Here is a 22,921-nt window from a genome sequence, read left to right as displayed (position 1 = left end):
GCCGCCTGTCATGCGTACCTTCGAGCGGGACGGCCTGACCTTCGACGTGCGGGACACCGGGCCGCACGGCGGCGGCACGGTCGTCCTCCTGCACGGCTTCCCGCAGGACGGGTCGGCCTACGACGACGTCGCGCCGCTCCTCGCGAGGGACGGGCTCCGTGTCCTCGTGCCCGACCAGCGTGGCTACTCCCCCGGCGCCCGGCCGACGCACCGGGCGGCGTACGCGCTCGGCGAGCTCGTCGACGACGTCGCCGCGCTCCTCGACGCGGCCGACGTCGACCGCGCGCACGTCGTCGGGCACGACTGGGGCGGGTCGGTCGCGTGGGCGTTCGCGACCCGGCACGCCGACCGCACCGAGACCCTGACCGCGCTGTCGACGCCGCACCCGGCCGCGATGCGGGCCGCGCTCGCGCACGGCCAGGCGGCCCGCTCCTGGTACATGGCCGCGTTCCAGCTCCCCCGCGTCCCGGAGGCCCGGCTCCTCGCCGACGACGGCGCCGCGCTGCTGGCGCAGCTGGTGCGCACCGGGCTGCCCGCGGAGCAGGCGCGCCGGTACGTCGACCGCATGCGGGAGCCGGGGGCGCTGCGTGCGGCGATCGGCTGGTACCGCGCGCTGCCCCTGGCCGGGCGGACCCGCGTCGGGAGGTCGCGCGTCCCCACGACGTACGTCCACGGCTCGGACGACCCGTTCTTCGCGCCGCGCGCCGCGACCGACACCGCACGGTTCGTCGCGGCACCGTGCCGCGTGCTGCGGCTCGACGCGGGGCACTGGCTGCCCGGGACGCACCCGGACGAGGTCGCGGCGGCGGTGCTCGACCGGGTGGTCTCGGCGTCCGCGATCGGTCCCGTCAGGCGCTGAGCCGGGCCGCCGGGCCGCCCGCCGTCAAGGGACCGAGGTCCGGCGGGCCGGCGGGCGGCACGGCCCTACCGTGAGGCCGCCCGGTCGGGGGACGCGCCCGGCCCGATGAGCGGAGCAGGCATGGCGGACGCCCTCGACCACCCCGTCGTCGTGGTGGGCGGTGGGCTCAGCGGGCTCGTCGCGGCGCGCACGCTCGCGCGCACCGGGACCTCGGTCGTGCTCCTGGAGCGGGACGACCGCGTGGGTGGCCAGGTCCGCTCGGAGCCCTTCGGCGGCGCGGTGGTCGACGTCGGCGCGGAGTCGCTGCACCGCGGCGCACCGCGCGTCGCGGCGCTGCTCGACGAGCTCGGCCTCGGCACGACGCTCGTCGGGGCGGCTCCTGGCTCCGCGCGGCTGTGGAGCCGCGGCCGGCTGCGCCCGCTCCCGGCGGGTGTCGGCCCGACCGGACCGACACGGCTGTGGCCCGTCGTCCGCTCGGGCGTGCTGTCGCCGGTGGGCCTGCTCCGCGCGGGTCTCGAGCCGGTCCGGGCCCGGCGGCGCGTCGACGGGGACGTGTCGGTCGGGGCGTTCCTCGAGCACCGCTTCGGGCGCGAGGTGGTCGACCGGTTCGTCGACCCCCTGCTCGGCACGCTGCACGGGGCCGACGTCCGGCGGCTGAGCCTCGCCGCGACGGCACCCCAGCTGCTGCCCGCGGCGCGCGAGGGCCGGTCGCTCGTCGTCGCGCGTCGCAGCCGCGGCGCGGGCGGGCCCGGGTTCGCGACCTGGACGGGCGGGATGGCGACGCTGGCCGACGCGGTGCTGAGCGGGACATCGGTCGAGGTGCGCACGTCGACCGTCGTCGAGGAGGTGCGGCGTGGCGCGGACGGCGGTCTCGTCGTCGCGACGTCGTGCGGACCGCTCGACGCCGCCGCGGTCGTCCTCGCGACCCCCGCGGGACCCGCCGCCGACGTCGTCCGCGGGCTCGCACCGGATGCCGCCGCGCTGCTCGACGGCGTCCGCGCTGCGTCCGTCGTGACCGTGCTCGCCCGCCTGCCGCACGGGTCGCTGCCCGAGGGCACGACCGGCGTGCTCGTGCCCTCGTCCGCCGGCCGGCTGCTCAAGGCCGTCACGGTCCTCTCCGCCAAGTGGCCGCACCTCGCGGGCGGCGACGTGCTCGTGCGGCTCTCCGCAGGACGCGCGGGCGAGGACGACGTGTGCGCGCTGCCCGACGACGTGCTCCTCGCGCGTCTGCTCGCCGACCTGGCTGCGGTCACGGGTGTCCCTGCCGAGCCGACCGAGACCCTCGTGCACCGGTGGCCCGCCGCGCTGCCGCAGCTCGAGGTCGGGCACGTCGAGCGGGTCGTCGCCGCGCGCGCCGCGCTCGCCCCGCACGACGTCGTCCTCGCGGGGGCGTCGTACGACGGGCTCGGCCTCGCGGCGTGCGTCCGCTCGGGCCTCGCCGCCGCCGAGCGACTCGCCGACCGCACCGCGGTCCCGGCGGGCGCGTCGTCATGAGCGGCCGCGCACCGCGGCCCGTGCGCCGCCTGCACCACGACACCGGGGACCGCCCGTTCATCGTCATCTGGGAGGTCACCCGTGCGTGCGCGCTCGCGTGCCTGCACTGCCGCGCCGACGCGATCGTCCGCCGCGACCCCCGCGAGCTCACGACCGCGGAGGGGTTCCGGCTGCTCGACCAGCTCGCCTCGTTCGGGGCGCCGCGACCGCTCGTCGTCCTGACCGGTGGTGACCCGTTCGAGCGCCCCGACCTCACCGAGCTCGTCGCGTACGGGACCTCCCTCGGGCTGAGCGTCTCGCTCGCGCCGTCGGTCACGCCGCGCCTGGACCGGACGATCCTCACCGCACTGCGCGACGCGGGCGCCAAGGCCGTCTCCGTCTCGGTCGACGGGGCGAGTGCCGCGACCCACGACGCGTTCCGCGGCGTGCCCGGCGTGTTCGACGCGACGACCGCCGCCGTCGCGACCGTCCGGGACCTCGGGCTCCGGCTCCAGGTCAACACGACGGTCACCGGGGGCGCGCGCGGCACGGTCCGCGAGCTGCCCCAGGTCCTGCGTGCCGTCCTCGACGCGGGCGCGTCGCTGTGGAGCCTGTTCTTCCTGGTGCCGACGGGGCGCGGCCGCGCGCTCGAGCCCCTCACTCCCGCCGAGCAGGAGGACGTCCTCCACTGGCTGCACGAGATCGGCGACCTCGTTGCCGTCAAGGCGACCGAGGCGGCGCACTTCCGCCGGCTCGCGCTCCAGCGCGCCGCCGCCGCGGAGGCCGGGCAGGACCTCGACGAGGCCTTCCCGCCGGGGGCGCTACGACGCGAGCTGCGGGCCGGGACAGCGCTCGCTCTCGGGGGCGTCGAGCGGCAGCGCCGGACGCCCCGGGCGCCGACCGACGTCAACGCGGGCCGCGGGTTCGCCTTCGTCGACCACGTGGGCGACGTGTACCCGAGCGGCTTCCTGCCGGTGCGCGCCGGATCCGTCCGCGACGACGACTTCCCGACGCTGTACCGCACCGCGACGCTCCTGCGCGACCTGCGCGACCCCGCGCGCCTCGGTGGGCGGTGCGGGGTGTGCGAGTTCCAGGACGTGTGCGGCGGGTCGCGCGCGCAGGCCTTCGCCGCGACGGGCGACCCCCTCGCCGAGGACCCGACCTGCACGTGGGTCCCGCTCCTCCCGCGCCCGGACGCACCGGCGGCCGCCACCCCGGTGGGGTGACGGCCGCCGTCGTCGGCTCCGGCGTCAGCCGCGCGCGCCGAGCGACTTCTCCGGGACCGCCATGTCGCCGCTCGCGCGGAGGCGACGGTAGTGCGCGCGTGCCTCCTCCTGCCGCTCGGCCTCGACGCCCGACGCGATGGTCGCGCGCACGTGGCCCTGCTCGAGCCCGAAGGCGTCGACGAGGTCCTGCGCGTGCGGCCGGATGCGGCGCAGGAGCCGCTCGATGTACGACGTCACGCTCCGGGCCCGCCCCGCGGACAGCCGGCCGTGGATGAGGTACCACGCGAGGTTCCGCTCGATCACCGTGAGGCCGAAGAGGTCGCGCAGCCACGTCAGGACGCGGCGCGTGCCCTCGTCCCGGACCTGCGCGAGGCCAGCCGTGAACCCCTCCCACAGGAGCAGGTCGGCGTGCGCGCGGGCCGCCTCGATGAGCGCGTGCTGGTGCTCGTTGAACAGGTCCGCCGCCGCCTCACGCGACAGCTTCCCGGCGGGCCGCAGGGCCTGCGCGAGCTCCTCGACCATCGTCTCGACCCGGTCGGTGAGCAGCTCGCGCTGGGTCTCGGTGTCGCGCAGGTGACCGACGGACCGGCGCACGTTGCCGCCGTCGGCGAGGGTCTGCACGACCCGCGCGAGCGGCGTGCGGTGCAGCGCGGCGTCGGCGGCCCGGCCGGCCATGTACCGGGCCATCGCCCCGGCGTCGGCGCCCTTGAACTCGGCGGCGAAGTCGGCCAGCAGGCGCTTCGCCACGAGCTGCAGCAGCACGGTGTTGTCGCCCTCGAACGTCGCGTAGACGTCCATGTCCGCGCGCAGCCCGGTGAGGCGGTTCTCGGCCATGAACCCCTGGCCGCCGCAGGCCTCGCGGCACACCTGGAGGGTCGTGAGGGCGTGCCACGTCGACGACGGCTTGAGCGCCGCGGCGATCGTCTCGAGGTCCTGCCGGTCCTCGTCGGTGTCCTTCGCACCCGAGAAGACGGCGTCGAAGGTCTGGAGCAGGCGCTCGTGCGCGAACGCCGCCGCGTAGGTCTGGGCGAGGAGCGGCAGGAGGCGGCGCTGGTGCTCGGCGTAGTCGAGCAGCACGACCTCGTCGTGGCCCGTCCCGCTGAACTGGCGGCGCTGGTTGCCGTACGTGATCGCCGTGACGAGCCCGATCTTCGCGGCGTTGACCGCCGCGCCGTCGAGCGAGACCCGGCCCTGCACGAGCGTCCCGAGCATCGTGAAGAACCGGCGGCCCGGGCTCGCGATCGGCGACGAGTACGTCCCGTCCGGCGCGACGTCGCCGTAGCGGTTGAGCAGGTCCGTGCGCGGGACGCGGACGTGGTCGAACCACAGGCGCCCGTTGTCGATGCCGTTGAGGCCGCCCTTCATGCCGTCGTCCTCGCCGCCGACGCCGGGCAGGAACTCCCCGGTCTCGGGGTTCCGGATCGGTACGTAGAACGCGTGCACGCCGTGGTTGACGGGCGTGCCGCCGGGCGCGGCGGTGATGAGCTGTGCGAAGACGACGGCCGCCGTGCCGTGCAGCGCGGCGTTGCCGAGGTAGTCCTTCCACGCCGCGCGGAACGGCGTGTGGATGACGAACTCCTCCGTCTCGGGGTCGTACGTCGCCGTCGTCCCGATGCTCGCGACGTCGGAGCCGTGCCCCGTCTCGGTCATCGCGAACGCGCCCGGGACGTCGACCGACATCGCGCCGGGCAGGAACCGCTCGTGGTGGCTCTCGGTGCCGAGGTGGAGGATCGCCGACGCGAACAGGCCCCACTGGACGCCCGCCTTGATCTGCAGCGACGGGTCGGCCGTGATGACCTCCTCGAACCGCGCGAGGCTCCCCCCGTGGTCGTCGGCGCCGCCGAGCGCCGTCGGGAAGGCGCGCAGCACGTCGCCCTCCTTCGCGAGGATCCGCAGCTGCTCGAGCACGCGCTCGCGGTGCTCGGGCATCGCGAGGGACTCGTCGCGGTGCAGGCGCGGGTCGAGGAGGAACGCGCGCGCCTCGCGGCGGATGTCCGCCCAACGCCCGAGCAGCACCTCCTCCAGGTGGTCGACGTCGACGCGCGGATCGGCGTCGGCGTCGGGCGCGGTGCGCTTCTCGCTCAGGATCGTCATGACTGCTCCTCGTCGTCGAGGTGGGCGGAGACCTGCGGTCGGTGGGTCGTGCGGTCGGAGTCGGGACCGGTCGTGCGGTCGGGGGTGGGGCCGGACGTCGTGAGACCGGACGTCGTGAGGTCGGGCACGCGGTCGGCCGGGGGGTCGGACGGCGTGCGGTCGGGGGCGCCGGCGCGGGACAGCGCACCGACCGGCCCGGCCCACAGCCAGGCGGTCACGCGCTCGACGAGCTCCTCGCGCGACGGCGCGTCCGGGGCGTCGCGGTGCGCGAGCCACCAGTCCCCTGCACCGCGGACGAACCCGACGGCTCCCGCGGCCCAGACGTCGGCGAGGTGCTCACCGAGCCCGGCCGACCCGGCGCGGTCCTGCGCGAGCTGCACGAACGGGCGCGCGATGAGCGCGGCGATCGAGTCGAGGAACCGGTTCAGCGAGGCCGACGCGTCCTCGGCGGCGGGACGCGTGACGAACCAGTAGACGTTCGGGCTGCCCTCGACCATCTCGAGGTAGACGCCGATCATCGACCGGAGCCCCTCGCGCGGCGTCGTCGCGCTCGTCACGGCCTCGTCGAGCCGCGCCTGCATGTGCTCGAGGACGACCTCGCCGACGGCGGCCTGGAGCCCGCTCTTGTCGGCGAAGTACCGGTAGACGATCGACTTGGAGGTGCGCGCCTCGGACGCGATCTCCTCCATCGACACGTCCGGGCCGAGACGGTGGACCGCCTTCCTTGCGACGTTGGCGAGCTCGGTCCGCCGCGCGACGCGGTGGTCGTCCCACCGGGAGGAGCGGCCGTCGACGGGCGCGTGGACATCGCGCGGGGCGGCGACGGGTGTCGCGGTCCCCGGCGTCGTCGCCGATGTGATCCGACTCACGAAACTGACAGTATCAGGTACTGTGGGTGCGAGGCACTACCAGGACGCCACCCGGTACGCCCGGGACCAACGACCCTCCGCCGACCGGCCCGCAGCCGGCCAGGCGCCACCGCTCGACGACGAGAGGACCCCGCCATGGCGGCACCCCGAACCAGCCCCACGCCGGCACCCGCACCCGCCACGACCGGCACCGGCGCCGGTGCCGGCACGACCCGCCGCGCCGTCGTCGTCGGCGGCAACCGGATCCCGTTCGCGCGCGCCGGTGGCCCCTACGCGCACAGCAGCAACCAGGACATGCTCACGGCTGCGCTCGAGGGCCTCGTCGCGCGGTTCGGCCTCGCGGGCGAGCGCATCGGCGAGGTCGCCGCGGGCGCCGTCCTCAAGCACTCGCGCGACTTCAACCTCACGCGCGAGTCCGTGCTCGGGTCGGCCCTGTCGCCCGAGACGCCCGCGTACGACGTCCAGATGGCGTGCGCGACCGGCATGGAGACCGTGCTCGGCCTGTCGAACAAGATCCGCCTCGGGCAGATCGACTCCGCGGTGGCCGGTGGCGTCGACTCGACGTCCGACGCGCCGATCGCCGTCAGCGAGCCCCTGCGCCGAGTCCTCCTGGACCTGTCCCGCGCCAAGACCCCGCAGCAGCGCCTCAAGGCCGTCTCCCGGCTGCGCCCCGCGCACCTCGCGCCGTCCGCCCCGACCACGGGCGAGCCGCGCACGGGCCTGTCGATGGGCGAGCACCAGGCGCTCACGACCGCGGCCTGGGGCATCACCCGCGAGGCGCAGGACGAGCTCGCCGTCGCGAGCCACCACCGCCTCGCGGCCGCCTACGAGCGCGGCTTCTTCGACGACCTCATGACGCCGTACCGACGCCTCACGCGGGACGCGAACCTGCGCGCCGACACCTCGGTCGAGAAGCTCGCGGGCCTCAAGCCGGTCTTCGGCAAGAGCCTCGACGCCCCGGCGACGATGACCGCGGGCAACTCGACCCCGCTGTCCGACGGCGCCTCCACGGTGCTGCTCGCGAGCGACGAGTGGGCCGCCGAGCGCGGGCTGCCCGTGCTCGCGACGATCGTCGACGCCGAGCCGGGCGCGGTGGACTTCGTCCACGGGCGCGACGGCCTGCTCATGGCGGGAGCGCACGCCGTCCCGCGCCTCCTCGCGCGCAACGGCCTCACGCTCCAGGACTTCGACCTCTACGAGATCCACGAGGCGTTCGCGGGCACGGTGCTGTGCAACCTCGCCGCGTGGGAGGACGAGGACTTCTGCCGCGAGCGGCTCGGGCTCGACAAGGCCCTCGGCTCGGTCGACCGGTCGCGGCTCAACGTCACCGGCTCGTCGCTCGCGGCGGGCCACCCCTTCGCCGCCACGGGCGGCCGCATCGTCGCGACGCTCGCGAAGCTGCTCGCCGAGAAGGGCCCCGGCAGCCGCGGTCTCATCTCGGTGTGCGCGGCGGGCGGCCAGGCCATCACCATGATCATGGAGGCAGCGTGACCGACACCTACCTGAACCTGGTCAACACCGGGTTCACGAAGAAGCTCGCCAAGCAGCTCGGCCTGCCCCGGCCCGCGGTGCTGCGACGCCACCGGCCCGGGGCGCCGCTCGTGCCGGGACCCGTCGTCGTGCTCGACGACGCCGCGTCGGAGAAGGACGCCGACACCGTCGCGCAGCAGCTCCTCGACTGGGACCTCGACGTGCGTCGCCACGCGGGGCCCGAGGAGCGGTTCGGCGCGGCCGTCGTCGTCCTCACCGAGGTCGCGTCGCCCGAGGACCTGAGCGCTCCCGTGCTCGCGCTCGGCCCCGTGCTCAAGCGGCTCGCGCCCGGCGGCCGGGTCGTCGTCGTCTCGCGGCCCGCGGCGGGCGCCACGTCGCCCGCCGCCGCGGCGGCGCGCCAGGGGATCGACGGCGTCGTCCGGTCGCTCGCCAAGGAGCTGCGCGGCGGGGCGACCGGCAACGGGATCGTCCTCGCCGACGGCGTCGCGCCGTCCGCGCCGTCCGCGGTCGGGGCCCTGCGCTTCCTGCTCTCGGGACGGTCGGCGTTCGTCGACGGCCAGCTGGTCGAGGTCGACTCCGACGCCGGCGAGCTGCCCACGGACTGGGAGCGCCCGCTCGACGGGCGCGTCGCGGTCGTGACGGGGGCCGCGCGCGGCATCGGTGCCGCGATCGCGCGCACGCTCGCGGGTCAGGGCGCGACGGTCGTCGCGGTCGACGTGCCCGCCGCGGGCGACGCCCTGGCGAAGGTCGCCAACGAGGTCCACGGCACCGCGCTCCAGCTCGACATCACGGCGACGGACGCGGCCGAGCGCCTGCTCCAGCACGTGCGGTCGCGCCACGGACGCCTCGACGTCGTGGTGCACAACGCCGGCATCACGCGCGACAAGCTGCTCGCCAACATGACGCCCGAGAAGTGGGACCCCGTCGTCGGCGTCAACGTCATGGCGCCGCTGCGCATCACCGACGCGCTGCTCGTGTCGGAGGCGCTGGGCGAGGCGCCGCGCGTCGTGTGCCTCGCGTCGACGAGCGGGATCGCGGGGAACCGCGGGCAGACGAACTACGCGGCGTCGAAGGGCGGCGTCATCGGCATGGTCCAGGCGTCGGCGCCCGCGCTCGCCGCCGCGGGCGGGACCATCAACGCGGTCGCGCCGGGCTTCATCGAGACCGACATGACGGCGCGCATCCCGTTCGCGACGCGCGAGGTCGCCCGCCGGTTCAACTCGCTCCAGCAGGGCGGGCAGCCGGTCGACGTCGCCGAGACGATCGCGTTCCTCGCGTCGCCGCAGGCGGGCGGGATCAACGGCCGCACGCTGCGCGTGTGCGGCCAGAACATGGTGGGCCGGTGAGCACCGCGACGGGTCGGTCGGGCGCGACGGGTCGGTCGGGTGCGGCGGACGGGTCCGAGCGCGCGGGTGGGCGGGTCGTCGAGCTGCCCGCGACGCCCGGGCTCGCCGGGCTGTACGGGCGCGGCGTCGTCGGCTCGGCCAGGGCGGCCGTCGCCCGCAGGCGCAGCGTCCGGCCCGGGAGCCTGCCGGGCACGCGCCTGCGCGTCAGCGGCGTCCGCCCCGACCCGACCCACCTGAGCGACTACCAGCACCTGCTGCACGAGGGCGCGTCCGACGTGCTGCCCGCGGGGTTCGTCCACGTGCTCGCGTTCCCGGTCGCGACCGCTCTCATGGTGCGGCCCGACTTCCCGCTCCCGCTCCTCGGCATGGTGCACGTCGCCAACCGGGTCGAGCAGCGGCGCGGTCTGCGGCTCGGGGAGGCGCTCGACGTCGAGGTGCACGTGCGGGACCTCGCGGCGCACCGGGCCGGGGTCACGGTCGACGTCGTCGCCGAGGTCTCCGTCGACGGCGAGCGGGCGTGGGAGGGCGTCTCCACCTACCTCGTCAAGGGCGTCCGGCTCGACGGCGCCGAGCGGCCGGACGGCGCGCGCGACTCGTTCGAGGTTCCCGTCCCGACCGGGCAGTGGCGCCTCGGCGCCGACGCCGGGCGGCGGTACGCGGCCGTGTCGGGCGACCGGAACCCGATCCACACGACGACGCTCGCCGCCAAGGCGTTCGGGTTCCCCCGGACGATCGCGCACGGCATGTACACCGCGGCGCGCGCGATCGCCGCCGTCGGGCCGGCGCGCGGCGAGGCGTACCGGTGGGACGTCGAGTTCGCGAAGCCCGTGCTGCTGCCCTCGACGGTCGCCGTCCGCGTCGCGCCGGACGACGACGGCTTCGGGTACGCGGTCTGGAACCCGCGCAAGGGCACGCCCCACCTGACGGGGTCGGTCACGCCGCTGCGCTGAGAGCCCGACCCGGCCGGCTGCCGGACGTCGGAGGGGTGTGGGAGCGTCGCCGCATGGAGCCCACACCCTTCCGCGGCCGCCTCGAGCCGGGCGGTGACCACGACCTCGTCGCGTTCACCGAGGACCTCGACGGCCAGGACGCCTCGGACTCGCGCTTCACCGACTGCACGTTCGACGCGTGCTCGGTGGACGGGCTGCGCCTGGACCACGCGCGCCTGGTCGACACGTCCCTGGGCGCCGTGCACGGCGGCACGCTCGACGCACCGCAGGTGACGCTCCAGGACGTCGCCGTCACCGACTGCCGCATCGGCGCGGTCGCCGCGTACGGCTCCGAGCTGGTCCGGGTCGAGCTGCGTGGCGGCAAGGTCGACTACCTCAACCTGCGGGACGCGGACCTCACCGACGTCACGCTCGCGCACGTCGTCGTCGGCGAGCTCGACCTGGCCGGCGCGCGCGTGCGGCGCCTCCGGTTGGACGCCTGCACCGTCCGCCGGCTCGACGTGACCGGCGCGACCCTCGAGGACGTCGACCTGCGCGGGGCCGACCTCGCCCGGCTCGACGGGGTCGGGTCGCTGCGGGGCGCGCGGGTCAGCGAGGAGCAGCTCGCCGCACTCTCCCCGCACCTCGCGGCGTTCCTCGGGATCGCCGTCGGCTGAGTCGACCCAGTGTCGAGATACGACTTCCTGTCGGCGTGTCGTGCGACACGCCGACAGGAAGTCGTATCTCAGCGGTCGGGGCAAGGCTCGGGGTCAGGCTGGTTGGAGGGTCGACCGCGGCTCCGGCGTCGCTGCGGCGAGTGCGGGCGCGGCCGAGAGGGGGGTCGGGAGAGGTCCGCCGGTCAGGCGCCGTTCGAGGCCGGCGCGGACGTCGGGCCACTCGCTCGACAGGATCGAGAAGGACAGGGAGTCGGCGGTCGCGCCGTCGGGCGTCGTGCGGTGACCGCGCAGGAGCCCCTCACGCACCCCGCCGAGCCTCTCGACGGCCGCGACGCTCCGGACGTTCGCCGGGTCGACCCGGAGCGCGACCCGGTGCAGGCCCCAGCCGTCGAACGCGTGGCCGAGCAGCGCGAGCTTGGTCGCCGGGTTGGTCGCGCCACCCCACCAGCGGCGACCGTAGAACGTCAGCCCGACCACGGCCCGCCGGTGGTCGCGGTCGACCTCGTACAGCGACGTCGATCCGCGGACCTCACCCGTCCGCGCGTCGAGGACCGCGAAGGACCACCTGGTCGGTGACTCCCACGCACGGAGCACCATGAGCTCGACGTCGGCCGTGGTCCGGGGCCGGGGCGTGCTGAGGCCCGCCCACAGGTCGTCGTCGACGAGCGCGAGCAGCGCAGCCGCGTGCTCGTAGCCGAGCGGGACCAGGGTGACGTCGTGCGCCCCGAGGACGATGTCATGCTGCACAGCCGGTCTCCGTCGTACCCAGCCGTCGGTGCCGCGACCCGTGGCAGGTGCCACGTCCGGCCGCGCCGCCGGTCGTCCTCGAGCCCGCGCGACGCGCGAGGGGATCATGGGACAGCCTGCAGGGTCCTTCGCGCAAGAGGCTGACCGGAGGTGTTTCCTGCTGGTCACCGTGATGTCGATCACGGGTCAGGCGGACGCCACCGTCCGCACGGCTCAGTGGGCCAGGCGCTCCTGCAGACCACGTCGGACCGCTGGCCACTCGTCGGCGAGCACGGAGAAGTACGCGGTGTCCCCGCGCGACCCGTCGGGTGCGACGCGGTGGCTGCGGAGCACGCCCTCGGGCACGCCGCCCAGCCGGCGGATCGCCGCGATGCTGCGCGCGTTGCGGGCGTCGGCGCGCAGCGCGACCCGCTGCATGCCCCAGCCGTCGAACGCGTGCGCGAACAGGGCCAGCTTGCACGCGGGGTTGGTCGAGCCGCCCCACCACTCGCGGCCGTAGTACGTCCACCCGACCTCGCACCGGCCCTGCCCGTGGTCCACGTCGTAGAAGGACGTCGAGCCGCGGACGGTGCCGTCGTCGCCGAGGACGGTGAACGCCAGGCGGCCCGGCGCGGCGTGCGCGGCACGGACGAGCGCGGTCATGTCGGCGGTCGCCCGCGGCACGGGGACCGACATGCCCGCCCAGAGGGCGTCGTCGATCAGGGCGAGGAGGGCCGGGGCGTGGTCCTCGGACAGCGGGACGAGGCGCACGCCGGGTGCGTCGAGCGTGAGGTCGTGGAGCACGCACCGATCATGGCGCGCCCTGGGCGACGACCGGCGCGGAGGTCCGGGACCCGAGAGCCGATCCGCGGTCCCGGACGTCGCTCAGACCGGCGCCACGCGTCGTCGCGGGAGGCAGAACTCGTTGCCCTCGGGGTCGGCGAGCACGTGCCAGGACTCGTCGCCGGTCTGTCCGATGTCGACCGGCCGCGCGCCCGCGGCGAGGAGCCGTTCGAGCTCCGGGTCGTGGACGTCCAGCACCAGCTCCGTGATCCGGCATGCCATGCGGTCACGATAGGTGCGCACCCAGCAGCGTCGCCTCCGGCTCAGGCCTCCGGCGCGAGCCGGTACTCGAAGCAGAGCGACGTGGGCTCGTCCGCGTACGGGCCGTAGTTCGGGATGCGGGTCCACCCGGCGGACGAGTACAGCGCGATGGCCGCGGTCAGCCGGTCGCCGGTCTCGAGCACGAGGCGTCGCAGGCCGTGCTCGTGGGCGAGCCCGTGGATCTCCGCGAGGAGGATGCGGGACAGCCCACGTCCCCGGTGCTCGGGCCGCACGTACATCCGCTTGACCTCACCGACGCTGGGACCGTGGTGCTCGTCCGCCCGCAGCGCGACGCACCCCGCGGGTTCGCCGTCGACGTCGGCCACGACCGTGGCGAGCATCTGCTCGGTCGGCAGGTGCTGGACGAGGTCGCCCTGACCGTCGTAGATGCCGGCCACCTCGCGCTGCTGCGCGACGCGCATCGCCTCGGCGACCGGGTCCGTCCACTCGACGCGGCGCAGCGTGACCGCGCCCGTGCCCTGCGCCGTCACGCGTGGACGAGCGTGCTCAGCACGGACGTGAAGAAGCGCAGCCCGTCGGTGCCGGTGCGCGGGCCGGCGGGGCCGTCGGGCCCGAAGCCCCTCTCGACGGCGTGCTCGGGGTGCGGCATGAGCCCGACGACGTTCCCCGCGGCGTTGCTGATCCCGGCGATGGCCCGGCGCGAGCCGTTCGGGTTCCAGCCCTCGTAGCGGAAGACGACCCGGTTCTCGGCCTCGAGCTCGTCGAGGGTGCGCTCGTCGGCGACGAACTGCCCGTCCTGGTTCTTCAGCGGGATCGTGATGCGCTCGCCCTGCGCGAAGTCGCGCGTCCAGACGGTGTCGACGTTCTCGACCGCGAGCACCTGCTCACGGCACACGAACGTGCGGTGGTCGTTCTTGATCATCGCGCCGGGCAGGAGGTGCGCCTCGGCGAGCACCTGGAACCCGTTGCAGATCCCCAGGACGGGGAGCCCGCCCCGGGCGGCGTCGACGAGCGGCTCCATCACCGGAGCGAAACGGCTGATCGCCCCGGCACGGAGGTAGTCGCCGTACGAGAACCCGCCGGGCAGGACCACGGCGTCGACCCCGTGCAGGTCGGCGTCGGCGTGCCACAACGACACGGCCTCGCCGCCTGCCAGGCGCACGGCGCGCGCCGCGTCCCTGTCGTCGAGCGTGCCGGGGAAGGTGACCACGCCGACGCGGACACCCCTCATGCCGGCCTGCGGCGCGGAGCGCGCGACGGTCGAGGCGGGCGTCGTCGTGCCCGTCACGCGGTGGCCCCGTCGTGCTCCTCGGCGGCCGCGACGCGGACGACGTCCTCGATGACCGGGTTCGACAGCAGCGTCTCGGCCGCGCGGCGCACCTGGTCGAGCACCTCGTCGGTGACCGGCCCGTCGACCTCGAGCTCGAACCGCTTGCCCTGACGGACGCCCGTGAACCCGGAGAACCCCAGTCGCGGCAGCGCGGCGGCGACGGCCTTGCCCTGCGGGTCGAGGATCTCGGGCTTCGGCATCACATCGACGACGACACGTCCCACGGAGTGCTCCCGGTGCTGGTCGGGCGGAGAGGGTGGGCGCGGGGGCGCGTGCTGCGTCCGCGCGGCGTCAGGGTACCGGGCGGGGCTGCGGCCGGACGTCGGGTGCCCACGCCTCGGCCGCCGCCCGGGGGCAGCCCGACGGGGCGCGCGATGGCGGGCGGACGGTCAGCCGCGCGATCGCCGTCGGGCCGCCGCGCCGCCCGGACCTCCGCCGAGCGAGACGGTCAGCCCCAGCAGGAACCCGAAGTCGTACCAGCCGCCTGTGTTGTGGGCCTCGTAGATCCCGACCGTCTCGGTGAACAGCGACACGATGAAGGTGATCGGCGCGATGAGGCCGTGCCACAGTCCCCACCAGAACCCGAACGGACCCTCGCCGTCGGGCGCCACGCTGCCGACCAGCTCGTTCGCGCCCGGTGCGCAGGCGGCGAGGAGCACGACGACGGCGACCCCGAGCACCGGCACGAGCACCCGCCGCCCGGCCGCGCGCCGCGACCCGGCGGACCTCTCCTCGACGGACCGCGCCTCGGCCATGGTGACCACCTCCGCCGTCGAGCCAACACCCGGCGCACCCCCGGCGTCGAGGGTCGGACGTCCTGCCAGACTCCCCTGCATGCCACCGCGCGACGACGTCCTCCGCAGGCTCGCCGACCACGTCCGCTCGCTGGCCGCGCCCACACCGCTGGTCGCGGTCGACGGGGTCGACGGCGCGGGCAAGACGACGTTCGCGGACGCCCTCGCGCACGTCCTCCGCGCGGGCGGGTCCGACGTGATCCGTGTGTCCGTCGACGGGTTCCACCGCCCGCGGGCCGAGCGCTACCGGCGTGGGCGCACGTCGCCGCGCGGCTTCTACGAGGACTCGTACGACCTCGCCGAGTTCCGGCGCGCCGTCGTCGAGCCGCTGAGCGCGGACGGCTCCCGCGAGGTCCGCGTCGCCGCGTTCGACCACCGGACCGACACCGCGGTCGACGCGCCGCCCCTGACGGTCGACGACGGCACCGTGGTGCTGGTCGACGGGATCTTCCTGCACCGCCCGGAACTGGTCGACGCGTGGGACGCGTCCGTCTTCCTCCGGGTGCCGTTCGCGACGACGTTCGCCCGCATGGCCGTCCGGGACGGCTGCCCGCCCGACCCCGCCGACCCGGCCAACCGCCGCTACGTCGAGGGCCAGCGCCTCTACCTGGCCGCCGCCGACCCCGAGCGGCGGGCGACCTTCGTCGTCGACAACGCCGGCGATGCGCCCCTCCTGCTCCGCGGACCCGCCTGACCCACCGGGGGGGGGGAACGCCGCGCGCAGGGACCCGGGCCGAACGGTCAGGGCACGACGACGGTCATCCCCGCCCCGGCCGTGCCCGACCCCATCGCCGCGAGCGCGGCCGGCAGGTCGTCGAGCCCGATCGTGCGCGTCACGAGCGACTCCGGTCGCAGCCGGCCGTCCGCGACCGCCGCGAGCATCGCTGGGTACTCGTGCGCCGCCATGCCGTGGCTCCCGTACAGCTCGAGCTCCCATGCGACGACGCGGTCCATGGGCAGCGCGGGCGGCGCGCCCCCGATGAGCAGCCCCACCTGGACGTGACGCCCGCGGCGGCGCAGGCCGAGCACCGACGCCACCGCGGTCGCGGGGCTGCCGAGCGCGTCGAGCGACACGTGCGCGCCGCCGTCGGTCGCGGCGACCACCCGCTCCGCCACGGCCGCGGGTCCGTCGAGGCTGCGCGCGTCGACGACGGCCTCCGCACCGGCGGCGCGCGCGGCCTCGAGCGCCGCGGTCGACACGTCGACGGCGACGACGCGCGCGCCGGCGGCCACGGCGACCATGACAGCGGAGAGCCCGACACCGCCGCAGCCGTGGACCGCGACCCGCTGCCCCGCCAGGACCCGCCCGTGCACGGTCAGTGCCCGGAACGCCGTCGCGAACCGGCACCCGAGCGACGCGGCGGTCGCGGCGCTCACGCCGTCGGGCACCGCGACGAGGTTGACGTCGGCGTGGTGCAGCGCGACCCGCTCCGCGAACGACCCGGCGTGCGTGAACCCCGGCTGCTCCTGCCGCTCGCACACCTGGTGCTCGCCCGACCGGCACGCGGGGCAGTCGCCGCACGCGCACACGAACGGCACGGTCACGACGTCGCCCGGACGCCACCGGCGCACCTCGGGACCGACCTCGAGCACGGTCCCCGCCAGCTCGTGGCCCGGGACGTGCGGCAGCGTCACGCCGTCGTCGTGGCCCTGCCACGCGTGCCAGTCGCTGCGGCAGACGCCCGTGGCGTCGACGCGCAGGACGACCCCGTCCACCGGGCACGCGGGGACCGGCACCTCGGTCACGAGGGGCGGCTCGCCGAAGCGCTCGACGACGACGGCGCGCATGGTGCCGCCGGTCGAGCCCTCCCGCGTCGGACGCTCGGGAGCTGTCTCGGGCATCACGGGCGCAGCATGACCTTGATCGCTCGCCGCTCGTCCATCGCGGCGTACCCCTCCGGGGTGCGGTCGAGCGGCAGCTCGAGGTCGAACACGGGTGACGGGTCGATCGTCCCGTCGAGCACGTCGGCCATGAGCTCGGGCAGGTACGCGCGGACGGGCGCGACCCCACCGCGGACGGCGACGTTGTTGCTGAACATCCGGCGCAGCGGCAGCCCGTCCTCCATCCCGTTCGGCACGCCGACGTAGCCGATCGTCCCGCCCGGGCGTGCGATCGCGGCCGCCGTGTCCCACGCCGACTGCATGCCGACGCACTCCATGACGTGCGGCACCCCGAGCCCGTCCGTCATGCCCAGGAGGCGCTCGACGGCAGCCTCGCCGCGCTCGGGCACCACGTCGGTCGCGCCGAAGCGACGCCCGATGGCGGTGCGGTCCTCGTGGCGGCCGAGCAGCACGACGCGCTCGGCACCGAGCCGGGCCGCGGCCAGCACGCCGCACAGCCCGACGGCCCCGTCACCGATCACGGCGACGGTCGACCCCGGTCCGACCCCGGCCGCGAGTGCGGCGTGGTGACCGGTCCCCATGACGTCCGACAGCGTGAGGAGCGCGGGCAGCCGCTCGTCGTCCTGCGCCACCGGGGCGACGACGAGCGTGCCGTCGGCGAGCGGCACGCGCACGGCCTCGCCCTGGCCCGCGTCGACGTGCTCCGACCCCCAGCCGCCACCGTGCAGGCACGACGTCTGCAGCCCCGCGAGGCAGTGCGGGCACGTGCCGTCGCTCCACACGAACGGCGCGACGACGACGTCGCCGGGCCGCACCGTCGTCACCTCCGGACCGACCTCCTCGACGACGCCGAGGAACTCGTGACCGATGCGGCCGGGGCCGCCCTTGCGCGGGCCCGGGCGGCGGTACGGCCACAGGTCGGACCCGCAGATGCACGAGAGGAGGACGCGGACCAGCGCGTCGGTGGGCTCGCGCAGCACGGGGTCGGGGACCTCCTCGACCCGCACGTCGCCGCCACCGTGGATGAGGGCTGCCTTCATGCGGACATCCTCCGCGCGAACCCGTCGAGATGAGGGTTCATGCGGCGTGTCGCGCGGGACACGCCGCGCGAACCCTGATCTCGACGGTGGGTCGCGCGGGGGCGTGAGCGGGGACGGGAGGACGGCTCAGAGCGTGCGGTGGGTCCAGCGCCCGGCCAGGAGCGTCCCCGCGACCGGCATGGTCCGCAGCGCGTCGCCGCGCGTCGTGAGCGGGTCCGCGTCGACGACGACGACGTCCGCGGGCCGGCCGGGCTCGACGCGCGAGCGCACCGACGCCGCCAGCGCGACCTCGATCGGGAGCGCCTCGTCGGGGCGCCACGGCTCGCGGCCGTCGCGGGCCCGGTCGACGGCCGCCGAGACCGCCTGCCACGGGTCGAGCGGCGCGACGGGCGCGTCCGAGCCGAGGACGAGCCGGACCCCCGCCCGGTGGAGCGTCCGGAGCGGGAACACGCGGTCGGCGCGGTCGGCCCAGTAGCGCTCGACCACGTCGCGGTCGTCCATCGCGTGCTCGGGCTGGACGCTCGCGGTGACGCCGAGGTCGGCGAACCGGACGACGTCGTTCGGCGCGACCATCTGCGCGTGCTCGATGCTGCCGACCGCGCCCGAGGCGCCGAACGCGTCGAGCGCGAGCGCCGTCGCACGGTCGCCGATCGCGTGGATCGCGGCGTGCAGGCCGTGGCGCGCGGCGAGCGTCATGAGCGGCACGAGCTCCTCCGTCGCGACGTTCAGCACGCCGTGCGCGTCTGGCCCGTCGACCCCCGGGTACGGGTCGTGGCAGAACGCGGTGCGCGTGTTGAGCGAGCCGTCGCTGATCACCTTGAACGGCCCCTGGGTCACGAGCCCGTGCGTGCCCGGGACGACGTCGCCGGTCTCGAGGCCCCGCGCGACCGCGCCGTCGAGGTGCTCGCGCCACACCGCAGCGGCGACCCGCAGGTCCCTCGTGCCCTGCTCGACCCGCCTGCGCCACGCGGTCACGTTGTCGTCGAGCTCGAAGTCGACGATCCCGACGACCCCGCGCGCGGCGGCCGCGGCGGCGGCGTCCGCGACCCACTCGTCGAGGACGTCCCGGGGCACCTCGTGGACCGCGCTCATGAGCGGGAACCAGTCGTCCTCGCGGAGCACGCCCGTGGTCTGGCGCGTCACGCCGAGGCGCCGCAGGGCCGCGGTGCTCAACCAGGCGCTGTGCAGGTCGCCGCACATGACGACGACGGGGGTCGGGGGCAGGCCCGCCGCCGCGATCGCGTCGTCGAGCACGGCCGCCGTGGGCGCCTCGGGCCACAGGCCGTCACGGAACCCGACCGCGACGAAGAGGTCCGGGTCGGCGTCCTCGTGGGCACCGTGCGGGCGGGTCGCGGCGTCCGCACGGCCGGCCCGCTCACGCAGCCGTGCCACGACCATCGCGGCGGCCTCGGGGGCCGACGACGCCGCCGAGACGTCGTAGCGCCGACGGGCGAGCGCCCACTGGCCCATGTGCACGTGGTTGTCCCACAGTCCCGGGAGCACCCAGCGCCCGTCGAGGTCGACCACCTCGGCGCCGCGCGGGGCCGCGAGCGTCTCCCCCGGTCGGCCGACCGCGTGCACGCGACCGTCGGCGAGGACCACGTCGACCGGGCCGTCCACCGCACCGCCGCGCACGTCGACGTCGACCAGGCGCGCGGCGCGCAGCACGGTGACGGGTACCGCCGGGAGGCCGGCCGACGCCGGGCTCGCGGGTGTCCGGGTCGCGGGGTCGCTGCTCACCGGCGCAGCGTACGTCCGTCCCCGGCGGAGGGCAGCGGTCGGCGCGTGCGCGCGCGAGAGGACGTGACGTGGTCAGGCGCGGGTCAGAGGACCGGGTCGCGCCCCGTGAGTCGCTGGAACGCCTCGACGTAGCGGTCGCGCGTGCGCTCGACGACGTCGTCGGGCAGCGCGGGCGGCGGGGCGTCCGACGCGCGGTCCCAGCCGGACGCGGGCGACGTCAGCCAGTCGCGCACGAACTGCTTGTCGAACGACGGCTGCGCGCGACCCGGCTGCCACTGGTCCGCGGGCCAGAACCGCGACGAGTCCGGCGTCAGGACCTCGTCGCCGAGCACGACGGCACCCGCCGCGACCCCGCCGGACGACTCACGCGTGCGCCCGAACTCGAGCTTGGTGTCCGCCAGGACGATCCCGCGTGCCCGGGCGACCTCCTCGGCGCGCGCGTAGACGGCGAGCGTGAGGTCGCGCAGCACCGCGGCGTCGTCGGCCCCCAGCCGCCCGGCGACGACGTCGAACGACACGTTCTCGTCGTGCTCGCCGACCGCCGCCTTGGTCGCGGGCGTGAAGATCGGCGCGGGCAGGCGCGAGCCGTCCTCGAGCCCCGCCGGGAGCGGGACGCCGCACACCTCGCCGCCCGCGCGGTACTCCACGAGGCCCGAGCCGGTCAGGTACCCGCGCGCGACGCACTCCACCGGGAACATGTCGAGGCGCCGGCACACCATCGCGCGCCCGACGACGGCGTGGGGCACGCCCGCCGCCCCCGCCTCAGCCGTGACGACGTGGTTCGGCACGAGGTCGGCCAGCTGGTCGAACCACCACAGGCTCAGCTGCGTGAGGACCGCGCCCTTGCCGGGCACGGGGGTCGCGAGCACGTGGTCGTACGCGCTGATCCGGTCGCTCGCGACCACGAGCACGACGTCGCCGTGCGTGGTCGCGGCGGGCGAGCCGGGCTCCGGGACGTACAGGTCGCGGACCTTGCCCGAGTACGTGTGCGTCCAGCCGGGGAGGGTCGGGGCGGCGGTGCCGGGTGCGGGAGGGCGGGTGCCCGGCGTCGGGGTGCTCGGCGTGCTGGCCATGGGTCCGTCCTCAGGCGTCGGCGGTCGGGACCACGGGCATGCGCGCCGCGATGTCCGTGCGGTGGTGCGAGCCGCGCAGGCGGACGTGCTCGACGCCGCGGTACGCCGTCTCGCGCGCCGCGTCGACGTCGGCGCCGACCCCCACGACCGACAGCACGCGGCCGCCCGACGAGACCAGCGTGCCGTCGTCGTCGCGGGCCGTCCCCGCGTGGAGCACGTGGACGCCGGGCACCTGCTCGGCCTCCTCGACGCCCTCGACCGCGTCCCCCGCGCGCACCGACCCCGGGTAGCCGTGGGCGGCGACGACGACGGTCACGGCGGCCTCCTCGCGCCAGTGCAGCGGCGGGAGGTCGTCGAGCCGGCCCTGCGCGGCGGCGAGCAGGACCTCGGCGAGCGGCGACGCGAGGCGCGCGAGCACGACCTGCGTCTCCGGGTCGCCGAAGCGCGCGTTGAACTCGATGACCCGCAGGCCGCGCGGGGTGAGCGCGAGGCCGCAGTACAGGACCCCGACGAAGGGCACGCCGCGGTGCCGCATCTCGTCGACCGTGGGCTGCGCGACGCGCGCGACGACCTCGGCCGTGAGGTCCTCGGGCGCCCACGTGAGCGGCGAGTAGGCGCCCATCCCGCCGGTGTTGGGACCCTCGTCGTCGTCGTAGGCGCGCTTGAAGTCCTGCGCGGGTGCGAGCGGGACCACGGTCGTGCCGTCGCTCAGGCAGAACAGCGAGACCTCGGGGCCGTCCAGGTACTCCTCGACGACGACCGCGCCGCCCCCCGCGAGGCAACGACCCGCGTGCTCGAGCGCGGCGTCGCGGTCGGACGTGACGACGACGCCCTTGCCCGCCGCGAGCCCGTCGTCCTTGACCACGTGCGGCGCGCCGAAGGCGTCGAGCGCCGCGGCGACCTCCTCGGGCGTCGTGCAGACGTGCGCCATCGCGGTCGGCACGCCGGCCGACGCCATGACGTCCTTCGCGTACGCCTTCGACCCCTCGAGCCGCGCGGCCTCGGCGCTCGGCCCGAAGCACGGGATGCCGACAGCCCGCACGGCGTCGGCCACGCCCGCGACCAGCGGCGCCTCCGGGCCGACGACGACGAGGTCCGCGCCGAGGGTCGTCGCGAGCGCCGCGACCGCGTCGGGGTCGACCGGGTCGACGTCGTGCAGCGTCGCGAGCGCCGCGACGCCCGGGTTGCCGGGGGCGGCGTGGAGCTCGTGCTCGGCGCGGGCCTCCTCGGGCCCGTGCGCGTCCCGCGCGGTCGCGAGGGCGCGGACGACGGCGTGCTCACGGGCGCCGGACCCGACGACGAGGATCTTCACGGGTGTGGAGCCTATCGACGGACCCGGCGTCGTCGTCGGCGGGACCGGCAGCCGGGACGGGGTCGGGTGCGGCGGGCCGGGGTGCAGCCGACCGCCGTCAGTCGGCGAGGACCCGGTCGACGGCCGTCGTGACCTCGGCGACCAGGGCGTCGTCGTGGGCGTCCGCGCTCTCCAGGAGCGCCGCGCACACGTGGACCGCGAGGACGCGTGCGCGGAGGGCCGTCTCGTCGTCGAGGCCGCCGTACGCGTCGAGGAACGCCTGACGCGCCGCGCCGCGGAAGGCCGCGAACGCGATCATGAGGTCGACCGCGGGGTCCGCGAGGGCGGTGTCGCCCCAGTCGATGACGCCCGCCGCACCACCGTCGGCGTCGACGAGCAGGTGCCGCACGTGCAGGTCGCCGTGCACGAGCACCGGCTCACGCGTCGGCGCACCGAGGTGCTCCGACCCGCGCAGGAGGTCCTCCACCGCGTCGCACGGCAGTCGGGTCCCGGCGGCCCGCATCCGCGCGAGCCGCTCGCGCGCGCGGACCACGACCGAGGACGGGTCGCCGCGGCGCAGCGGGTCGACGGGCAGGACGACGCCGTCGAGCGCCGACCCCGCGGTCACGGCGCTCGCGACGTCCGGGGCGTGGAGCGCACGCAGGAACCGGCCGAGCGCCGTGGCGAGCGGAGCACGCTCGTCGTCGGCGAGGCGCGCGGTCGCGAGCTCGGTCCCGTGCAGGCGCGGGCCGCCCCAGAACGGCCAGGCGAACTCGGGCGTCGGACGCCCCAGGTAGTGCGGGCGCGGGACGGGCAGCGGCATGGCCGGCAGGTGCCGCAGGACGGCGATCTCGCGTGCCGAACCCCCGAGCGCGACCGCGCGGTGGATGAAGCGGAACACGAGGTCGTCCCCGACGGAGAAGACCGCGTTGTCCCAGCCGGAGGCGAACCTCCGCACCGGGACGCCGCCCAGGTCGGGGAACTGGGCGCCGATCAGCCGGGCCGCCAGCCGCTCGTCGACGACGACCTCGGGACTCCACTCCGCCACGGCGGGCG

The 22,921-nt window shown here is 76.0% G+C and carries 23 protein-coding genes; 8 read left to right on the top strand and 15 right to left on the bottom strand.

From position 1 onward, the window contains the following. The first annotated feature begins 10 nt into the window (after positions 1-10). From IEV86_RS07995 to IEV86_RS07985, 3 genes are all read left to right on the top strand, one after another. On the top strand, positions 11-859 hold the full coding sequence (locus tag IEV86_RS07995; RefSeq protein WP_043602633.1) for an alpha/beta fold hydrolase: 849 nt from the start codon (positions 11-13) through the stop codon (positions 857-859). Between the two features lie 120 nt (positions 860-979). Then, positions 980-2,353, top strand: coding sequence for a protoporphyrinogen oxidase (gene hemG / locus IEV86_RS07990; protein ID WP_043602632.1), 1,374 nt, complete (start codon positions 980-982; stop codon positions 2,351-2,353). After that, positions 2,350-3,558: a TIGR04053 family radical SAM/SPASM domain-containing protein gene (locus tag IEV86_RS07985; RefSeq protein WP_052425841.1), complete on the top strand. Its 1,209-nt coding sequence runs from the start codon at positions 2,350-2,352 to the stop codon at positions 3,556-3,558. The genes hemG and IEV86_RS07985 overlap by 4 nt, the downstream gene beginning before the upstream one ends. 24 nt (positions 3,559-3,582) lie before the next feature. On the opposite strand, the gene IEV86_RS07980 is transcribed toward IEV86_RS07985, so the two are convergent. Continuing rightward, positions 3,583-5,652 carry an acyl-CoA dehydrogenase family protein gene (locus IEV86_RS07980; protein ID WP_043602631.1) on the bottom strand — a complete coding sequence of 690 codons (2,070 nt, stop codon included), beginning with the start codon at positions 5,650-5,652 and terminating at the stop codon, positions 3,583-3,585. Beyond that, positions 5,649-6,521: a TetR/AcrR family transcriptional regulator gene (locus tag IEV86_RS07975; protein ID WP_229734549.1), complete on the bottom strand. Its 873-nt coding sequence runs from the start codon at positions 6,519-6,521 to the stop codon at positions 5,649-5,651. The genes IEV86_RS07980 and IEV86_RS07975 overlap by 4 nt, the downstream gene beginning before the upstream one ends. Before the next feature lie 135 nt (positions 6,522-6,656). Between IEV86_RS07975 and IEV86_RS07970 the strand changes: the two genes are divergently transcribed. From IEV86_RS07970 to IEV86_RS07955, 4 genes are read left to right on the top strand one after another with little or no spacing between them, the layout of a single operon-like run. Next, positions 6,657-8,012: an acetyl-CoA C-acetyltransferase gene (locus IEV86_RS07970; RefSeq protein WP_043602630.1), complete on the top strand. Its 1,356-nt coding sequence runs from the start codon at positions 6,657-6,659 to the stop codon at positions 8,010-8,012. Beyond that, positions 8,009-9,358: a 3-oxoacyl-ACP reductase gene (locus tag IEV86_RS07965; protein WP_043602629.1), complete on the top strand. Its 1,350-nt coding sequence runs from the start codon at positions 8,009-8,011 to the stop codon at positions 9,356-9,358. The genes IEV86_RS07970 and IEV86_RS07965 overlap by 4 nt, the downstream gene beginning before the upstream one ends. After that, on the top strand, positions 9,355-10,308 hold the full coding sequence (locus tag IEV86_RS07960) for a MaoC family dehydratase (protein ID WP_081978458.1): 954 nt from the start codon (positions 9,355-9,357) through the stop codon (positions 10,306-10,308). The genes IEV86_RS07965 and IEV86_RS07960 overlap by 4 nt, the downstream gene beginning before the upstream one ends. Before the next feature lie 53 nt (positions 10,309-10,361). Further along, entirely contained in the window at positions 10,362-10,964 is a 603-nt protein-coding gene (locus IEV86_RS07955) for a pentapeptide repeat-containing protein (RefSeq protein WP_043602628.1), read from the top strand. Between the two features lie 93 nt (positions 10,965-11,057). Here the strand turns inward: IEV86_RS07955 and IEV86_RS07950 are convergent, their stop codons facing one another. The 7 genes from IEV86_RS07950 to IEV86_RS07920 form a co-directional block, all read right to left on the bottom strand. Then, positions 11,058-11,711 carry a GNAT family N-acetyltransferase gene (locus IEV86_RS07950; protein WP_081978457.1) on the bottom strand — a complete coding sequence of 218 codons (654 nt, stop codon included), beginning with the start codon at positions 11,709-11,711 and terminating at the stop codon, positions 11,058-11,060. A 213-nt stretch (positions 11,712-11,924) separates the two neighbouring features. Next, the gene (locus IEV86_RS07945) at positions 11,925-12,494 is read right to left on the bottom strand and encodes a GNAT family N-acetyltransferase (RefSeq protein ID WP_043602627.1); all 570 of its coding nucleotides are present in this window, start codon (positions 12,492-12,494) and stop codon (positions 11,925-11,927) included. Positions 12,495-12,575: 81 nt separating this feature from the next. Beyond that, positions 12,576-12,755, bottom strand: coding sequence for a VOC family protein (locus IEV86_RS18270; protein WP_043602626.1), 180 nt, complete (start codon positions 12,753-12,755; stop codon positions 12,576-12,578). Between the two features lie 41 nt (positions 12,756-12,796). Further along, on the bottom strand, positions 12,797-13,285 hold the full coding sequence (locus IEV86_RS07935; RefSeq protein WP_043602625.1) for a GNAT family N-acetyltransferase: 489 nt from the start codon (positions 13,283-13,285) through the stop codon (positions 12,797-12,799). Beyond that, positions 13,282-13,986 (bottom strand): phosphoribosylformylglycinamidine synthase subunit PurQ, encoded by a 705-nt coding sequence (gene purQ, locus IEV86_RS07930; protein ID WP_043602688.1) that lies wholly within the window; start codon positions 13,984-13,986, stop codon positions 13,282-13,284. The genes IEV86_RS07935 and purQ overlap by 4 nt, the downstream gene beginning before the upstream one ends. Positions 13,987-14,039: 53 nt before the next feature. Beyond that, positions 14,040-14,309, bottom strand: a complete 270-nt coding sequence (purS, locus tag IEV86_RS07925; RefSeq protein WP_043602624.1) for a phosphoribosylformylglycinamidine synthase subunit PurS — start codon at positions 14,307-14,309, stop codon at positions 14,040-14,042. A 165-nt stretch (positions 14,310-14,474) separates the two neighbouring features. Continuing rightward, positions 14,475-14,840, bottom strand: coding sequence for a hypothetical protein (locus IEV86_RS07920; protein WP_229734547.1), 366 nt, complete (start codon positions 14,838-14,840; stop codon positions 14,475-14,477). A 79-nt stretch (positions 14,841-14,919) separates the two neighbouring features. On the opposite strand from IEV86_RS07920, the gene IEV86_RS07915 reads away from it, so the two are divergent. Further along, positions 14,920-15,573: a nucleoside/nucleotide kinase family protein gene (locus IEV86_RS07915; RefSeq protein ID WP_043602623.1), complete on the top strand. Its 654-nt coding sequence runs from the start codon at positions 14,920-14,922 to the stop codon at positions 15,571-15,573. 47 nt (positions 15,574-15,620) lie between these two features. On the opposite strand, the gene IEV86_RS07910 is transcribed toward IEV86_RS07915, so the two are convergent. From IEV86_RS07910 to IEV86_RS07885, 6 genes are all read right to left on the bottom strand, one after another. Then, positions 15,621-16,667, bottom strand: coding sequence for an alcohol dehydrogenase catalytic domain-containing protein (locus tag IEV86_RS07910; RefSeq protein ID WP_043602685.1), 1,047 nt, complete (start codon positions 16,665-16,667; stop codon positions 15,621-15,623). 53 nt (positions 16,668-16,720) lie between these two features. Further along, on the bottom strand, positions 16,721-17,761 hold the full coding sequence (locus IEV86_RS07905) for a zinc-dependent alcohol dehydrogenase family protein (protein WP_043602622.1): 1,041 nt from the start codon (positions 17,759-17,761) through the stop codon (positions 16,721-16,723). A 126-nt stretch (positions 17,762-17,887) separates the two neighbouring features. Next, positions 17,888-19,501 (bottom strand): amidohydrolase, encoded by a 1,614-nt coding sequence (locus IEV86_RS07900; RefSeq protein WP_306460044.1) that lies wholly within the window; start codon positions 19,499-19,501, stop codon positions 17,888-17,890. A gap of 83 nt (positions 19,502-19,584) precedes the next feature. Then, a complete protein-coding gene (locus IEV86_RS07895; protein WP_043602621.1) occupies positions 19,585-20,574 on the bottom strand; it encodes a phosphoribosylaminoimidazolesuccinocarboxamide synthase in 990 nt (329 codons plus the stop codon). Between the two features lie 10 nt (positions 20,575-20,584). After that, positions 20,585-21,886, bottom strand: a complete 1,302-nt coding sequence (gene purD, locus IEV86_RS07890) for a phosphoribosylamine--glycine ligase (RefSeq protein WP_043602620.1) — start codon at positions 21,884-21,886, stop codon at positions 20,585-20,587. Between the two features lie 97 nt (positions 21,887-21,983). Beyond that, complete coding sequence (locus tag IEV86_RS07885) at positions 21,984-22,913, bottom strand: phosphotransferase (RefSeq protein ID WP_052425832.1); 930 nt, start codon at positions 22,911-22,913, stop codon at positions 21,984-21,986. Positions 22,914-22,921: the final 8 nt, after the last annotated feature.

This window comes from Cellulomonas carbonis (assembly GCF_014636275.1).
GTDB classification, from domain to species: Bacteria; Actinomycetota; Actinomycetes; order Actinomycetales; family Cellulomonadaceae; genus Actinotalea; species Actinotalea carbonis.
This window is presented reverse-complemented; position numbering and strand designations above follow the sequence as displayed.

What these genes read in the sequence shown, in the direction of transcription:
- IEV86_RS07970 (WP_043602630.1), top strand. Translation starts at nt 6,657, where the DNA reads ATGGCGGCACCCCGAACCAGCCCCACGCCGGCACCCGCACCCGCCACG.
- IEV86_RS07995 (WP_043602633.1), top strand. Translation starts at nt 11, where the DNA reads ATGCGTACCTTCGAGCGGGACGGCCTGACCTTCGACGTGCGGGACACC.
- IEV86_RS07985 (WP_052425841.1), top strand. Translation starts at nt 2,350, where the DNA reads ATGAGCGGCCGCGCACCGCGGCCCGTGCGCCGCCTGCACCACGACACC.
- hemG (WP_043602632.1), top strand. Translation starts at nt 980, where the DNA reads ATGGCGGACGCCCTCGACCACCCCGTCGTCGTGGTGGGCGGTGGGCTC.
- IEV86_RS07905 (WP_043602622.1), bottom strand. Translation starts at nt 17,761, where the DNA reads ATGAAGGCAGCCCTCATCCACGGTGGCGGCGACGTGCGGGTCGAGGAG.
- IEV86_RS18270 (WP_043602626.1), bottom strand. Translation starts at nt 12,755, where the DNA reads ATGGCATGCCGGATCACGGAGCTGGTGCTGGACGTCCACGACCCGGAG.
- IEV86_RS07920 (WP_229734547.1), bottom strand. Translation starts at nt 14,840, where the DNA reads ATGGCCGAGGCGCGGTCCGTCGAGGAGAGGTCCGCCGGGTCGCGGCGC.
- IEV86_RS07895 (WP_043602621.1), bottom strand. Translation starts at nt 20,574, where the DNA reads ATGGCCAGCACGCCGAGCACCCCGACGCCGGGCACCCGCCCTCCCGCA.
- IEV86_RS07955 (WP_043602628.1), top strand. Translation starts at nt 10,362, where the DNA reads ATGGAGCCCACACCCTTCCGCGGCCGCCTCGAGCCGGGCGGTGACCAC.
- IEV86_RS07915 (WP_043602623.1), top strand. Translation starts at nt 14,920, where the DNA reads ATGCCACCGCGCGACGACGTCCTCCGCAGGCTCGCCGACCACGTCCGC.
- purQ (WP_043602688.1), bottom strand. Translation starts at nt 13,986, where the DNA reads ATGAGGGGTGTCCGCGTCGGCGTGGTCACCTTCCCCGGCACGCTCGAC.
- IEV86_RS07910 (WP_043602685.1), bottom strand. Translation starts at nt 16,667, where the DNA reads ATGCGCGCCGTCGTCGTCGAGCGCTTCGGCGAGCCGCCCCTCGTGACC.
- IEV86_RS07980 (WP_043602631.1), bottom strand. Translation starts at nt 5,652, where the DNA reads ATGACGATCCTGAGCGAGAAGCGCACCGCGCCCGACGCCGACGCCGAT.